The 15,101-nt window shown below is 61.7% G+C and carries 9 protein-coding genes and 1 tRNA gene; 3 read left to right on the top strand and 7 right to left on the bottom strand.

Annotation, left to right across the window (positions count from 1 at the left end):
- The first annotated feature begins 661 nt into the window (after positions 1 to 661).
- Positions 662 to 734 (top strand) — tRNA-Gln (locus E2E27_RS06010).
- A gap of 21 nt (positions 735 to 755) precedes the next feature.
- Entirely contained in the window at positions 756 to 2,888 is a 2,133-nt protein-coding gene (locus tag E2E27_RS06005) for a hypothetical protein (RefSeq protein WP_141458109.1), read from the top strand.
- A gap of 241 nt (positions 2,889 to 3,129) precedes the next feature.
- Here the strand turns inward: E2E27_RS06005 and E2E27_RS18665 are convergent, their stop codons facing one another.
- From E2E27_RS18665 to E2E27_RS05995, 3 genes are read right to left on the bottom strand one after another with little or no spacing between them, the layout of a single operon-like run.
- Positions 3,130 to 3,288, bottom strand: coding sequence for a hypothetical protein (locus E2E27_RS18665; RefSeq protein WP_181443590.1), 159 nt, complete (start codon positions 3,286 to 3,288; stop codon positions 3,130 to 3,132).
- Positions 3,289 to 3,305: 17 nt separating this feature from the next.
- On the bottom strand, positions 3,306 to 4,175 hold the full coding sequence (locus E2E27_RS06000) for a hypothetical protein (RefSeq protein WP_199799092.1): 870 nt from the start codon (positions 4,173 to 4,175) through the stop codon (positions 3,306 to 3,308).
- Complete coding sequence (locus E2E27_RS05995) at positions 4,172 to 6,802, bottom strand: TonB-dependent receptor (protein ID WP_181443589.1); 2,631 nt, start codon at positions 6,800 to 6,802, stop codon at positions 4,172 to 4,174. The genes E2E27_RS06000 and E2E27_RS05995 overlap by 4 nt, the downstream gene beginning before the upstream one ends.
- A 441-nt stretch (positions 6,803 to 7,243) precedes the next feature.
- Here E2E27_RS05995 and E2E27_RS05990 point away from each other — a divergent pair, with 441 nt between their 5' ends.
- The gene (locus tag E2E27_RS05990; protein WP_141458107.1) at positions 7,244 to 10,786 is read left to right on the top strand and encodes a PAS domain S-box protein; all 3,543 of its coding nucleotides are present in this window, start codon (positions 7,244 to 7,246) and stop codon (positions 10,784 to 10,786) included.
- Between the two features lie 141 nt (positions 10,787 to 10,927).
- Here E2E27_RS05990 and E2E27_RS05985 read toward each other — a convergent pair whose 3' ends face one another.
- Genes E2E27_RS05985 through E2E27_RS05970 form a run of 4 tightly spaced genes read right to left on the bottom strand, consistent with a single transcriptional unit; the run spans position 10,928 to position 14,947 of the window.
- Positions 10,928 to 12,358, bottom strand: a complete 1,431-nt coding sequence (locus E2E27_RS05985; RefSeq protein WP_141458105.1) for a glycosyltransferase — start codon at positions 12,356 to 12,358, stop codon at positions 10,928 to 10,930.
- Complete coding sequence (locus E2E27_RS05980) at positions 12,355 to 13,332, bottom strand: HEAT repeat domain-containing protein (RefSeq protein ID WP_141458103.1); 978 nt, start codon at positions 13,330 to 13,332, stop codon at positions 12,355 to 12,357. Before E2E27_RS05980 ends, E2E27_RS05985 begins: the two co-directional genes overlap by 4 nt.
- Positions 13,329 to 14,429 carry a tetratricopeptide repeat protein gene (locus E2E27_RS05975; RefSeq protein ID WP_234036297.1) on the bottom strand — a complete coding sequence of 367 codons (1,101 nt, stop codon included), beginning with the start codon at positions 14,427 to 14,429 and terminating at the stop codon, positions 13,329 to 13,331. Before E2E27_RS05975 ends, E2E27_RS05980 begins: the two co-directional genes overlap by 4 nt.
- 26 nt (positions 14,430 to 14,455) lie before the next feature.
- Positions 14,456 to 14,947: a response regulator transcription factor gene (locus E2E27_RS05970; protein ID WP_234036209.1), complete on the bottom strand. Its 492-nt coding sequence runs from the start codon at positions 14,945 to 14,947 to the stop codon at positions 14,456 to 14,458.
- Positions 14,948 to 15,101: the final 154 nt, after the last annotated feature.

Here is a 15,101-nt window from a genome sequence, read left to right as displayed (position 1 = left end):
TGCCCCCAAAATCGTCGTAATGCATTGATTGGTCACGTGTTTGAGTCCCTTAAATTTGTCGTGTGCCGAAAAATTTCGGATCCAAAGAGCGCAAATCCACCCGCTTCGACCACTTGAAAAAGGACAAAATTCGAAAGTTCAATGCCACCTGCTGATGCGATCTAAGCGCTCTGGGCAGACTGACGGTCAGGGCCTTCTTAACCCCGATCTTTTGCCCAAATGCCAGGCCCTAGAGTAATTCTCGGGAGCCGCGCTGTGTCACGAAAGGTCGCATCACTTCACACTCCTATACTAGAAGAGGCTCGTCAGCGGCAACGAACAACGCGGCTTCCGAAACGACTTCCGGATTGTAATCGAACTCATAACCTCTGGCGCTCATTTGAGAAACTTGCCCGGTGAGCTGCCTTTCCGAAACGGGGTCGACAGCCGAATGGCGGGAATTTTACACGAACGGTGTGAAGCCGCCGTGCCGCTTTCGGGATCGCACGTCAGCCCGGCTTATGGCCGAAGATGGGTGGATAGGCGAATGGCGGCTTTTGGAAAATAAGATAGCGAAAGCGGACGCTTCCACACCGCGACCGTAATGACTACGAACGACCCAGCTGCGGACTTTTGTTGGACTTGTAGTCTGCAGGCTTGTCGGATATTTCTGCTCCGCTGTTCCGAGGTAGCTTAGTAGACAAAGTGCCGGGCTCTGGACCCGGAGAGCGCGGGTGCAATTCCCGCCCTCGGACCTCCACAAATAGGGGCGCTACGTGAACGATTGGACCGGTGATCGATACGCCTTCCTGCAGTTCATCAAGGCGCAGGAGAGCGGCCAATACGAAAAGGCGCGACGCTGGTCTGATGTATTATCCGGCGTTCTGACCGGCGTACTGAAAATCGGGTCGCGTACGCCTGTTCATGGCATGCCAGCTTGGGCCACGCCGCAAGTCATGCGCGGCGGCTTTGCAACAGGTGCCTATGCCGCAGGCGGCCCTCTGTTACCCCATGAAACAGCTCTCAGCGCAGAGCTTGGTATTGAAGGCAAAGATGTCGCAACCGTCCGCCGCGCACTCAACACATGGTTTGTGTCTGACGACGGCCTGGCGCGCCTGTCCGAGTGGATCGACGAGCAACGCTATGAAGCCGACACGCCAGAGGAAATGGCGCTGGTCTGCGTCGTTCTTCTGGCCGCTTCCGATCATCGCGCGGCCAAGGGTATCCTGAGCGAAGTCGCACCCTTCTTTGACCGCATCAGATTTTATCCTAGGCCGCGCAGATATCCGCGTCCCGAAGGGCTTCGTGTTCGCAGTGTTGAACAGTTGCGCAAAGCACTAAAAGCGGTTCGACCACGCAATGATATCTTGGTACAAAATGCCTCGCTCACCATCTGGATGCCGCTTTATGATCGGTTGATTGACCTGCTTGATACGCGCGATCAGTCCCTGGACATGGTGCAAACGAACGCATGGCTCGACGATTACGAGGCAGCGAACAAGGCTTATATGGCAAAGCGTTGGAGTGAGCCCGGCGGCCGATTTCAGCGGTGTCGGCATATCATTTCGACTTTAGCCAAGGGCAAGGCACTAGAGCCGAAAGACGAGCGTTTTCTCGAAAGGCACCTGCAAGACTACAAGGCCAAATACGGACAGGGAGAGGAGCGCGATGCTTACAGGCAGGCTCAGCGAGCACAGATCGTGCGCAACCTGCATGACGCTTTAGCCAAGATCGTGACCGAGCGCTTAGCAGAGTATGAAGCTTCAGATGGTTTGTCGGATGTTGAGGCTATCACTGCTGCCGTTGCAAGCGACGAAGCACGCCCCGGGGGCAGCTCCGGCGTGGCCATGCCCCCGTCAATTGATCGCAAAGTGAGACTGTCTGAATTGGGCGATGCGGAGGCCCTAATTGAGAAAGGCCAGATTCGCTCTCCAGAAACTCTCGGCTCTGTCCTTCCCGGCTTGGCAAGCGAGCTGTACCGGGACCAGTTCGACGATCCGCATTGCGGCTTTGCTTTTGCCTCGGCGTATAAAGCGTACCATCGACGCCGGTCACTATTGCTGCTCAATCTTGAATCGCAGGTTCGTCTCGAAGAACTGCCGTGGATTGCGGCTTTGTCCAAATTCCAGCGAGATGGGGCCGGAAAATCGCAACCGGAGCGCGATCTCCTCGTCAGGCTAGTGACGCTCTTGATCACGCATTTCCCGCAGGTTCAGTTTCCCAACCCAGTCGTCGAGCAGATGCAGGGGCTCGCTAAGCGTGCGGGTGTTGAGACACCTTTGGTCAGCGAAATCGCCGCCGACATATTTATGGGTCGATTTTCGAAATCTTTCGGATTGGCAGCGGCCAAAGCTGCAGAGCATTTCAAAGGCACGCTTTATGCGCGCTACTACAACTTGCCCTCAAAAATATCGCCCAGCGACTTTGATCAATTGTGTGTTAAGCGCGCTGCGAATGGTCCCGGTCAAGGTTGGTCGGTCGCATTCAACGGTATGGTCCTTGAGCAGGCGATGATACTGACGTCACACAATATGGCGGTTGTGTTCGAAGAATTGCCGCTTCGCGATATCGACTTTAAGCAGGCTGCGATTGCCTCCTTTGAGTGGATTGCGAAAAAGCTTCAGCAACAAGCCCCGCATCGCCACGCAAAGCTAATTGCGATCAAACAATCAGCCTATGCGTGGAGACAAATGGTCGCTTACCTGTCGCGTCTTCAGCAAAGCGAGCAAACAGAGGCCTTCGCGGCGATTAACGCCTGTTGTTTGACCGCCAATCCCGATGTGCAATCACAGCTCGGCCGATTGCTTGGGCGGCTTGAGACGGCGATCGAGCTCCCCAATGAGGCTTTGAAAGATAGCGACTTTTTTGTCGGCTGGACCCTGGGACGCCATCCACTGATGGGCGAGTAGAATCAGAGGTGTGCACAGAGCTTCCTAGCAATGCCTCCCTCGGTCCGCTATTTTTCCCAAAGCCAGACATCAGGCATAAGTTCAAACTGTGTCCGCTTTTGGCGGACAAGATATTTGGGATTTATGGCGGATATGGGGTCGATTTCTGAATGGCAGCTTTTTGCTGGAAGGCGGGCAAAGCCGCCATTGCCGGCCCTATCTGAGCCGTGGCGGCGCTCGACCCAAAGGCGGTCGTACAATATTATGAGGCCGAACGTCCGCTTTCGCCGAAAGCCGCCGAGCGGCTTTCAGCAAAGAGCCCTGACTGCGCATATTGGCGATGGCGCTTGGGGGCAATAAGGTTGGCAATCGTGTGAACAGTCGGATCGAGCTTGTCGACGGCGGCTTCCGGGCAGGCCACCGGCGTATTCCCATGTACTATTTCGAGTCCGGCCCGGCGGTTGCAAAAACGACGGGGATCCGCAGCACGACCACTTCGCCCGCCTTGCGCCGGATGCCGTAGAGCGTGCGCGGCGCGCTGCGATCCCAGGCCCAGGCCTGCCCCTCGATCGGCGCGGGGATGGTCGCGACATGTTCAAGCAGCGGGCCTTGGCGCGGGAGGCGCATCACGTAGATCTCGCCTGCGTCGTGGCCGGTGAGATAGAGCAACCCGTCCTCGCCGAAGCTGCCGCCCGAGATGCTGCTCGGGGCAAGCCGCGCGAGCAGGCTGTCTGGCAGGCCATAGCCGCCGACCTCGGCCCAGTCGTCGTCGAAGATCGCCACCCGGGTATCGCGGTGGGTGCGGCCGAGATAACCGTGCGGCGGAGCGTAGTTGGCGAAGACCGCCCACCAGCGGCTTTCGTGGCGCTCGATTACCGTCAGCGACCCGTCGCGCACCCCGAGCGGAACCGAGCGCAGGTGCTGCATGGTGGCGGTGTCGAAGAATTCGACCGAGCTTGCCATCGGCGTCGCCGGATAGTTGCTGTTGGCGCAGACCAGCTCCGCCCCCTCGACCACGCAGCTGTTGATATGGCGGATCGCGATGCGGTCTCCCACCCATTCGCCGACCTTCTCCCCATCGGCCTTGCGGTACTTGCCGATCCGGCTGTTGACCACGGCGTAGAAGTGCTCCGCGTCGACCGCCACCCCCTGCCGCGCTTCGGCGGCGGACCAGTGGCGCAGCTCCTCGGCTCCAGCGAGCGTGAGCGGCGCGGGCGCGGCGGGAGCCTCGCGCGGAGGCGCCGCATCTTGCGCCGCCGCTCTGCCCGTCAACGCTAGCAGCAGCGCCAGCGCAAGCCGCGCCCTCACAGCACCACCGAGGCGCCGACGCTGAAGGCGCGCCCGAACTGCGCGGATTCCTGCAGCAAATCGCGGTTCGGCCCGGTCAGCTCGATACGGCGGCTGTTGGTGAGGTTCTCGCCCTCGATGAACAGGTGGACATTGGGCGTAACCCGGACGCGGATCTGTGCGTCGAGCGTGCCGCGCCACTTCCAGAACTGGTCCGCGCCCGGGATCGTCTGGTTGATCGTTTCGAGGAAGTTGCCCGTGTAATTGTAGGCGACCCGCGCCTCCACCGGACCGTTGACGTAGAAGGCAGTCGCGTTCCACGCCCAGCGCGGCTGGAAAAAGAAGCCGAGGCTTCGCGGGCCGGCCGTCGTCAGCACCTCGAGATCGCTGTCGACATAGGTCGCATTGAGGTTGACCCCCAGCCCGTCGAATGGTTGGGGCAGAAAGGTCAGCGATTGCTGGATCGCCGCCTCGATCCCGAAGATCGTCGCCGACTGGGCGTTCTGCGGCTGGGTCACCTCGACCTGCTCCGCCCCGCGGCCGAGCCCGAGGTCGATCGTCTCGATCGAGGTGATCGAATAGATCTCGTCCTTGATGTCCTTGTAGAACATACCGACCGAGATGAGACCATCGTTGTTGGTGTAATATTCCACCGAGGCATCGAGCCCCATCGACTTGCGCGGCTGGAGATCGGGATTGCCGCGCGCCAGGGTCGGCAGGTTTCCGGCGACGATGTTGAGCGTTTCGCGTGCGGTCACGTCGCCGAAGTTGGCGCGGCCGATGGTGTTGGTCCAGGCGGCGCGCAGCACGACATTCTCGGCCGCGTTCCAGCGCAGGTGGAGGCTCGGCAGGACATCGTCGAAGCCGCCATCGACGTTCGAGGGCGTCGTCACGCCCCCCGATACTCGCACCGAGCCCGAGGAGACATCGGTGCGCTCGTAACGCACACCGCCTAGCGCCTCGACATCGCCCAGGCTCAACTTGGCCTGGATGAAACCGCCATAGACGTCCTCGGTGACAGTGAAGTCGCCGTTGACGTTGTTGGTGGCCGCGGTGAAGGCGCCGCGGTTGGCGTTGAAGAAGGCGAGCGCGGCATCGCGGTCGATAGCGAGGTCGAAGGTCTTCCCGCCGATCACCGAAAGCGGCTTGCGCACGAAGGCGTCGGCGAGCGTATAGGTCACGCCCGATCCTGCCGCGAGTGTATAGGTGGTCTGGTCTTGGTTGCGCACGTGATCGGTGCGGCGAAAGATCCCGCCCGCCTTGAGTTCGATGTCGGTGCCGCCCAGCGCCCAGTCGTAGGTGAAGGCGAGCCGGCCCTCGTATATGTCCTGATTGGTGGTGTTGAGGCTCTCGGTCCGGCTCAGGAACGGCTGCAGCGCCGGGTCGGCGAGGCTGGTGGGGTTGCGCGGAGTGAACTCGAAGAAGAAGTCCGAGGTGTCGTAGTCGAAGGCGAAAGCCGCGCTCGAGGCCGAACGGAAGGTCTCACCGCGCCCGATTTCCTTGCCCTGCGCCCCCGAATAGATCGCGTCGAGATCGATGCGCAGCGCATCGCTCGCCTCGATCCGCGCATTGTACTGGACGTTCCAGATTTCCTGGCTGTTGATCGGCAGGTTCAGGTTGATGACGTTGCGCGCGCTATTGAAGGTGCCGGTGGTGGCGGTCTGGTTTGTGACGTTGCCGACCTGCTCCAGCCGGTTTTCATCGCGCGTTTCGTTATCCTTGAAGCGGTTGTAGGTGCCGAACAGGCGCATGTAGAGCCGCGGGCTCGCCTGCCATTCGAGCGTCAGCGCACCGCCGATCCGCTCGCGCACGTTATTGTAGAGGAACAGTCGCTCCTGCACCGGCACCGGTATGCCGTTGCCGGTGGGGCTGCCGAGATCGACCGGCGCGCCGGCGGCTGTGTATTCCCGGAAAGAGGGTGTGGCGTTCTCGAACTGGGTGATGTCGTAGTTGCGCACCGAGTAATTGAGCTGGCCTACGATGCCGAATTGCCCCTCGGGCCCGAAACGCGTGCCGGCCTGCGCATTGGCGCGCCAGCTGATCCGCTCGTCGGCGACGTCCTTCGACTGCTCGATCCCGGTCAAGGCGGCGGTCGCGTTGAGGAAAGGCCCTTCGCTGTCGAAGGCGCTGCGGGTGACGATATTGATGATCCCGCCGATCGCATTGGGGTCCATTTCGGGCGTGATGGTCTTGAACACCTCGAGTCGCTTCGCGAAGTTGGCGGGCACTGTGTCGAGCGGCACGGTGCGCGAGCCGCCGTTGTCGCCGGTCGCCACGATCGCACCGTTCACCTGAGTGCGGTTGTAGGTCGGCGGCAGGCCACGGATAGAGGGGAAGCGCGGCTCGTTCTGGTCGTTCTGCACCGAGATGCCAGGGATGCGGCGCAGCGCTGCGGCGGTGTTCTGATCGGGCAGGCGGCCGATGTCGTCGGAGACGATCGCGTCGGAGACGACGAAGTTCTCCCGCTTGGCACGCACCGCCTCGACTTCGCCCTTGCGGAAGCCGGTGACGACGATCTCATCCGCATCTACGGGTTCGGCAGATCCGTTCGGCTCGTTCGCGGTTCCTCCCCGATCCTGGGCGACCTGCGCCGAGAGCGGATCGAAGGCAAGTACGGAAACGCCCATCAGCCATGCGTGCTTAAGCATCGAGAATCCCCTTGTCCGGGCCGCCCGTCGCGGCGCAGCCAGCGGGTAGACCGGGTTTGTGTCGAGGCAATTTCTGATCAGGGTCGGTTCGGTGACACGCTGGAAAAGCTTCGCCCAAGGCCGAAATGGTGGCCTCGGATCATCACGTCGAATGGTACCGCTAGCCGGGCCGCTCCCGACCCAGACCCGGTCATTTGCCAATTTCATCAAGAGCGCTCGGTTCTGGCAAAAACCTGCCGTGAGGCTCGACCAGGTACCGGGTCAGACGATCGCCCCTGAAAAAGACGTGAGCGCAAGCCCACGCAAAGTCCAAAAGAGGACACATTGGGAAGCACTGGCGTTGCGTGATCGCGGCCCCGTGTCGGCTTCGCGCCGGAGTCTCACCGATTTCGAGTGCCGGCAGACATCATTTCTTAACCATGTTTGGGCGATTGCTCTGCAATGGAAAAGCCCATTGGCCCCCCTTTGCACACACCCCTGATGCGGGGCGCTCGCGGTTTCATCAGCTTGCCAGTCGTGGGGGCGATCTTCGCCATCCTCGGTTACCTCGGAGTCAATCTGACCCTCGAAACAGGTCGCATCGCGGCGTTCTGGATCGGCAACGCACTGGTCATCGGCTTATTGCTGGGGCGGCGGCCGGCTTATCAGATGACAGTGGTGGCCGTGTGCTTTCTGGCCAACGTCCTGTCCAATTTCGCCATTGGCGACACGGCGGAGGTCGCGTTCGGCCTCGCGAGTGCAAATTTGCTGGAAATCACGCTCGCCATTTACGTCTTGCAACGGTTCGTGCTGCGCAGTCAGACGTTCGATACCCTGCTTGATTTCGCCAAGCTGGCTGGCATCAGCGTCTTGATCCCGTTTGGCCCTGCCGTGGTCGCTGCTACCGTGTTCGCCAATGTAAGCGGAGCGGACTTTGCGACGACGGTCGTTCAATGGCTTGCAGCACATTGTCTGCCGATCCCGATCTTCGGGTCGATGGTCTTGATTGTGAGACAAACGATCCGGTCCGATCAACCTTTGGACGGTGCGACAGCCCGCAAGTGGGCAGCGGTACTCGTTGCAGTGGCAATCGCCGTTCCGGCGATCTTCGCCCAAAGCACGTTTCCATTCCTGTTTCTGGCCGCTCCGGTCGTGATTTTCGCAGCGTTCCAGACGGGCCGACTGGGAACCACCATTGTCGTTGCGATCATTGCCGTCGCCGCCACTGCTGCGACCATACTCGATAGCGGCCCGATCTCCCTCGTCCGGGGCGGACCGCGCGAGGAAGTGATCGCCTTGCAGGTCTTCCTTGCCTCTTGCCTTTCGGTCGGTCTTCCGGTGGCCGTGGTGCTGGCCAATCGGGCCAAGATCCGGGCCGAGCTCAAGGAAAGCCGGGATTTCGTCAACACGATCCTCGATGGCATCGGCGACCTTGTTTTCAGGGTCGATGCGGACTGGCGTTTCACCTACCTCAATCGCCGCTGGCAGGAGCTGACCGGTTATTCGAGCGCCCAGTTGCTCGGAGAAACCCCCTTCGAGCGGCTGCTCGACAATTCCGCCTTCGACTTCAATCGGCAGCGGATCGCCATCGAAACTGGCCGCGCCGGCAAGGACAAGCATATTGTCCAGACGCGTACGGTCGATGGCCGCACACTCCAGATTGCGATCGGGTTGGAAGCCCAGTTCGACGCGGACGGATCATTCGTTGGCGCGATCGGAACCGGAACCGACGTCACCGAGAGCATCGCCCGCAGCCACGCGCTCGCGGAAAGTGAAGCGCGCTTCCGCAAGCTGGCCGAAGCTGCGCCGGTCGGGATCTTCCAGGCTGATTCGAGCGGCAACATCACCTACGTCAATTCAGTGTGGCTCAAGCGCTTCGGCCTCGAACGCGAGGCCATGTTGGGTGACGGATGGAAATCCGCCCTCGCGACCGGCGAGGAATACGAAGACGATCCGGCCTTCACCGGGTTCCACAAACCCGGTGAAGGCCGGCGCCGTATCATCAGGTTCCGCGATCGCGACGGCGAGGATCTCTGGTGCGAAACGGTCAACGCAGCGGAGTTCGACGAAGCGGGCAATATCTCCGGTTATGTCGGGGTTTTGCACGACATCACCGCGCGCAAACAGGCGCAGGACCAGCTGGCCGAGCGCGAAGCCCAGCTCGCTCTGCTGGCGGACAATGCCACCGACGCCGTGCTTCGGCTGGATCTGGACGGGACGTGCACCTATGCCTCGCCGTCCGCGGAGCAGATTTTCGGCATCGATCACAGTTTGCTGATTGGACAGCAGTTCATCACCGGCTTTCACGCCGACGATCAGCAACGCGTTCAGAGCGAGTTCGATGGGTTGGCAGCGGGCCAGCGCGATCAGGTACGTATCGCGTTCCGTTCCGAAAGCCTGCTCCGCCGCAGCACCTTTCACTGGCTCGAAGCCAATTGCGGCCTCGTGCGCGACCCGGAGACCAGCGAGCCCCGGAATATCATCGCGTCGCTGCGCAACATCGATGAGACGAAGCGGCTGGAGGCTGCGTTGCTCGAAGCGAAGGAAAGGGCAGAAGCGGCGGTCGAAGCCAAATCGACCTTCCTTGCCAACATGAGCCATGAAATCCGCACGCCGATGAACGGCGTGATCGGCTTTACCGAGCTTGCGCTTTCAGGCGACCTTGACGAGGAGCAGCGGCAGAATCTTGAAATGATCGCGGAATCAGGCCGGGCAATGATGCGCCTTCTCAACGATTTGCTCGATTTCGCGAAGATCGAAGCCGGTCAGATGAGCCTGGCGTCCGAACCGACCGACATACGTCACAAGCTGCAAGGCGCCCTGAGGATCATGGAGCCGGTCGCCGTTCGCAAGGGGCTGGCGCTGCGGATGACGGTCGAGGACGATGTTCCCGAATGGGTGGTTTCTGACCCGCTGCGTCTGCGCCAGATCATGCTCAACCTCGTCGGCAATGCGCTGAAGTTTACCGAGACGGGATCGGTTTGCGTCCATGTCTCCCACAGCAAGTCGACGCAGCACCTGACGATCGAGGTCATTGACACTGGGATCGGAATTCCATCCGATCAGATCGACAACGTGTTCGAAAAGTTCACTCAGGCGGACTCGAGCATTGCCCGCCGGTTTGGCGGAACCGGACTTGGCTTGCCGATCTGTTCCCAGCTGGCAGGCTTGCTCGGCGGTTCGTTGCGAGCGGAGAGCGAGGTCGGCGTCGGATCGCGTTTCATTCTCACACTTCCATCCGTTGAATGCGATGCGCCTCCGAGGACTGAAGCGCCGACAACGCTGGATGCACCCTCGGGCGCAGCCCTGTCGCTGCGTGTGTTGGTTGCCGAAGACAACCAAATCAACCAGCAGCTGACCATGGCCATGCTGAGAAAAGCGGGATGCACCGCCTCTCTCGCGGAAGACGGTGCCGAGGCCATTGCTATGATCGCCGAGCGCCACGGCACCGGCGAGGCTTTCGATATCGTGTTGATGGACATGCAGATGCCCAACCTCGATGGCTTGCAGGCAACCCGGAAAATCCGCGCTGCCGGGATTGGGCCCGATACGCTTCCGATCATTGCGCTGACCGCCAATGCCTATCAGGAAGACGTCGATGCGTGCCGCGATGCGGGGATGCAGGCGCATCTGACAAAGCCGCTGCGGCTTCGCGATCTGCAGGGGGTGCTGCGCTTATGGGCCAGACGGGGAAGCACCGAAGCGAGCATCGACCCTGCCGAGGAAAGCGATGCGCTGGAGACCGATCCGCGGCTTCAGGCGCTCTACCGCGAACGCAAGCAGCGCGCGCTGGAGCTCGTCGACGGATTGCTAGCGCAGCCCGGACTTGAGGGCACGACGATCGCCAAGCTTGCCTCGGAACTGCATCAGATTGCCGGCATCGCCGCCTTCTTCGGACAGGCGCAGCTTGGCGAGGAAAGCCAGCGGCTGGAACGGGAGCTGCAAGGCGCCGATGGTGACAAGCTGGACCTGCTAGTCCGCGCAAGGGCGCTGCTCGCAGCCTGATCCTGCCTCCGAGACGACGCCAGCTCCGCTAGCCCGCCGTCAGGACGCTGTCCCAGATGACTGGTTCCTTCGTCGGCTGCTGCCCGCTCCGGTGGATCAGATCCGCGCTGCTTGATGCTTGTGACGGGCTGTGCAGGCGGCTCAGCTGGGCTGGTTGAACCCGATCCGCGGCACAGCTTCCCACTTCGTGTCGCTGCGCAGGAAGCTGCGGATGCCGCGCAGGCGATAGATGAGGTTCATCTGCCTGAACCCGAAATTCTCGAGCAAAGCGGCCTCACCGATGCGGTAGAGATCGCGGGCGGTCGGGGTGCGGCGCAGTTGCACCTCCTCCAGCGCAAGGCTGCCGAGGCTCAGTCCGGTGCCGAACAGCACAGTGACGCCGAGGAAAGCGAGCGCCATCATCGGATCGAGAATGCCGAGCGCGATCGCTGCAGGTATCACGAGGTAGCCGATCACCTCGGCGGGCGGGCCGATCACATCCTCAAGGATCAGTTGCGGCATGGCGATCATTCCGATGCGGCCATAACGCGGGTTGAAGATCATCCGGCGATGCCGCTGGAGCGTCTCCAGCGCGCCCTGCTGCCACCGCGAACGCTGGCCTTTGAGCCCGGCGAGATTGGCAGGCGCTTCGGTCCAGCAGACGATGTCCGGCACGAACTTGATGGCGTATTCGCGCTTCTGTTCGCGCATGTAGCGGTGGATGCGCACCACCAGCTCGAGATCTTCGCCAACCGTGTCGTGGCGATAACCGCCGATCTCGATCAACACATCGCGGCGAAACATGCCGAAGGCACCGGAGATAAGCAGCAGCGTGTCAGTGTGCGCGTTGGCGACGCGGCTGGACAGAAAGGCACGCAAATATTCGACAATCTGGAAACGCGGCACAAGCTTGGTGTCCACGCCGATCCGACGCAGCGCTCCGCCCTCGATCTCGCAGCCATTGGCGATCCGGATCGTGCCACCGACGGCCACCAGACGTCCGTCATCATGCATGAAAGGCTCGGCGGCGCGCAGCAGCCCGTCGGTTTCGATGATCGAGTCCGCGTCGATCACGCACACCAGCGGCGTACGGGCAAAGCCGATCCCGGCATTGGCGGCATCGGCCTTGCGCCCGTTTTCCTTGTCGACGACGAACAGGTTCGGATAGCGCCGCGAGCGGTAGGTGCCGCGGATTTGGGTCTTCTGCAGGGCCGCGATCTGCATCCGCTCGTGCGGCTCCATGTCGAAACCGCGGATCAGGGCGCCTAGCGTGTCGTCCTTCGATCCGTCATTGACGACGATCACCTCGTGATGCGGATATTCAAGCGAAAGCAGCGACTTTACGCTTTCGACAATCGAAAGCTCTTCGTTGAAGGCAGGCGCGATCACCGAAACCGGGAGAGCCAGATCGCCATAGCGCCTCCACAGCTCGATCGAGCTGCGGCCGGGCTTGGTGCGGGTGGCAAATACCCAGGTGGCGAGAAGGAGCTGCAACAAGCTGATCCCGTTGCGTGCCGCGACGACCAGAAAGCAGCCGAAAGCCAGAAACAGGATCGCATTGGCAGAGGCGATCTGAAGCTCGGTCAAGGTCATGCCAAAAGTCCCTTCGCATCGAGATTGAGCCACTGATATTGCAGCACTTCAAGAGCATGTTCAGCCCGCAATCGGACCCACAGCGACTCATCCTCAAGCAGCAGGTGCAATGCCGGAATCGCATCGTTGAGCCCCAATGACGCGCAGCAATTGGCCGCCTGCAGGCGCACGAAGTCGACCGGGTCCTGCAAGCGCTCCATCACCCACGGCTCGACCGAAGGCAGGGCGAGCTGGGCCGCTGCCTGCAATGCCGCGCTGCGGATCTCAGGGTATTCCGAGCGGCTCGCCGCTTCCAGCAAGGGGAGCGCATTCGCATCGCTGGACCAGCCCAGAGCGTCGATGATCAGCGCCCGGTGTTCGTTCGAGATCGGATCGTCGAGCAGCAGAGCCATCTGCTCCGGATAGTCCGGGGCCGATGCGCGAAAAAGCGCCCGGTCCAGTCGGTTGACCTTTCGTTCGAAGATACCGAGCAGACGGATCGTCTCACGCGGGGGCGGCAAGGCGTACACCGCCGCCAGCGCAAAGGCCGCTTCCAGCCGGGCCGCCATGCTGCGGTCACGCGAGAAGATCTCCCGGAGCCGCGCAATACAGGCCTCGCTGCCGAATTGCTGCAACAGCCGGATCGCATCGATCCGCCGCGCGGTGCGCCAGCTGCGCGACCTCGCGAGGGTCGCGCGCAGCAATCCGTCAAGTTCCGCCATCTGCATCAGCCGGTGGCGCTCGCCGCCGCGCAGCAGCAGGTGGATGTGGCTGACTGCCGCCAGCCTGAGATCGTCGCTCCATTTCGCCGAAGCGTCCTCGTCGATTTGCCCCGCGACCCTGCGCATGTAGCTGCGGGTGATCGCAGCGAGGTTTGCCCGGTCGCTTTGTTGGCGGCGTTCCTGATACCAGCGGCGCAGCAGCAGGATTCCGAACAGCATCACCATCACCAGCGCCGCCGCCGCCGACACGATGAAGACCAGCAAAGCGCTCATGATCGTTTTCCTATGCGCAAGCGAAGGTCGAGCGAGATCGCAGTGCGATCATAGCTGTTAGCGCGCGACTCGTATTCGCCGGTGACACCAAGCGAGAGCTGGTCCGACAGGGGGCGGCGCACCCCGATCGCCACGGAGCGTAATTGCTGCGCGCCGTCATTTTCGACATCGGGGTAGCTTGCGAGGATCGCGAAGATATCGCCGATCTGCGGGTGGCTGTAATCGGCCCGCAGCGCAGCGCCGAACCGGTAGTCGTCCCCGCCGCCCAGCAGGTGGATCGATCGGGCAGAGACCTCCAAGCGCGAGGACAGGGTTTGCCGCAGGCCGACCCCAAATGCGGTGACATCGTCGCCGGTATATTCCGCAAAGCGGCCGTCGATCAGCACGGTGCTGCGCCTGCCCAGCGCGATCTCTGCCCCGCCACCAAAGCTCCAGGTTTCCCGGAAATCGGGGTTCGGCGTGATCGTGCCCGCAACGAAAAAGCGGTTGTTTCCTTCCGCTAGGTCGACCCGTCCCGCGATATGGGTGTCGGTGACGCGGCGCTCCTCGCGCTCGACATCCAGCGAGGCCGACCGCCTATCGCCCCACTGTGCGGAGAGGGATCCGCGTTGCACGTACCACGTCTGGTCGGCACCAGACGCGAAGCGGGCGTCCGAGACCGAGACGCCCGCCCCGGCAGAGCGAAATCTGAACTTGCGGGCGTCCACAGCCTCGCGGAGCGATGTCCGTAAGCTGTCCAAGCCAGGATAATCCGGGTTTCGCTCGGCAATCTGATCGGCCTGAAGCGTGGCTTCAGCGATCTGGCCGCGCCAGAACAGGATGTTCGCGCGGGCAAGCTGGATGTCGGTATCCGTGGGGGCAAGATCATACGCCTTGTCGATGGTCGCCTGGGCCATGTCCAGATTGCCCTTGGCCGCCTGCACCGCTGCCAGACGTCGTAGCAAGTCGGGGTCCAGAGGGCTCTTTGCCAATAGCTCGCCGAGCAATTGTTCGGCGCGGGCAAAGTTGCCTGCCACATAGGCTGCCTGCGCGGCCTCGCGCTCGCTGGTGCCGACTTGAGCACCTGCCGGTAACGCTACTGCGGCCGCAACGGCCATGATCACCGCGTGTGTGAGCCAACGCGTCACAACGAGGACAACAGCAACTTTTCGATGCGTACCATCAATTCCTGGGGGATGAAGGGCTTGGTGAGATATTCGTTCGCACCGCCCCTGAGCGCCGCGACGATATCGCTTTCTCCGTTCCGCGCCGTCAGCATGACCACCGGCGTTGCCGCTGATTGGGGATCCGCTCTCAAGCGTGCCAAGACCTCGGGCCCGGCGATCACCGGCATCATGGAGTCGAGAATGATGAGGTCGGGCCGTCCCTCCTTGGCCTTGTCCAGGGCTTCCAGCCCATCAGCCGCGGTAATGACCTCATGGCGCGCGCCCTCGAGCCTGAAGCGGAGCATCTCCGTCAGGATGACATCGTCGTCCGCAATGAGGATCCTGGCCAATGCAACCTCCGTGATTGCCAGCTTGGCTACAGGACTATGGTTAATTTTCTGAAAAGATTGCGCCTGCAATTTTGGGAGAATCACGGCGATGCCGAAGGGCCGGCTTGCCAAAATGCTCAAGCAAATCCGGCCGTTCTATATGTCGCCCCGTTGCCAGCAGAGTGATCGGACGGTTGGCTATATGCCTTTGGTCGGCTCTCGGGCTCAAAGCCGCAATTCGGGCATTCGGCGCTGGAGAGTGGGACAGTCCGAACTGCCTTCGGCAACAACCGAC

Source organism: Porphyrobacter sp. YT40, from assembly GCF_006542605.1.
GTDB lineage: Bacteria > Pseudomonadota > Alphaproteobacteria > Sphingomonadales > Sphingomonadaceae > Erythrobacter.
The sequence above is the reverse complement of the archived record's forward strand: the minus strand, read 5'-3'. Positions and strand labels throughout refer to the sequence as shown.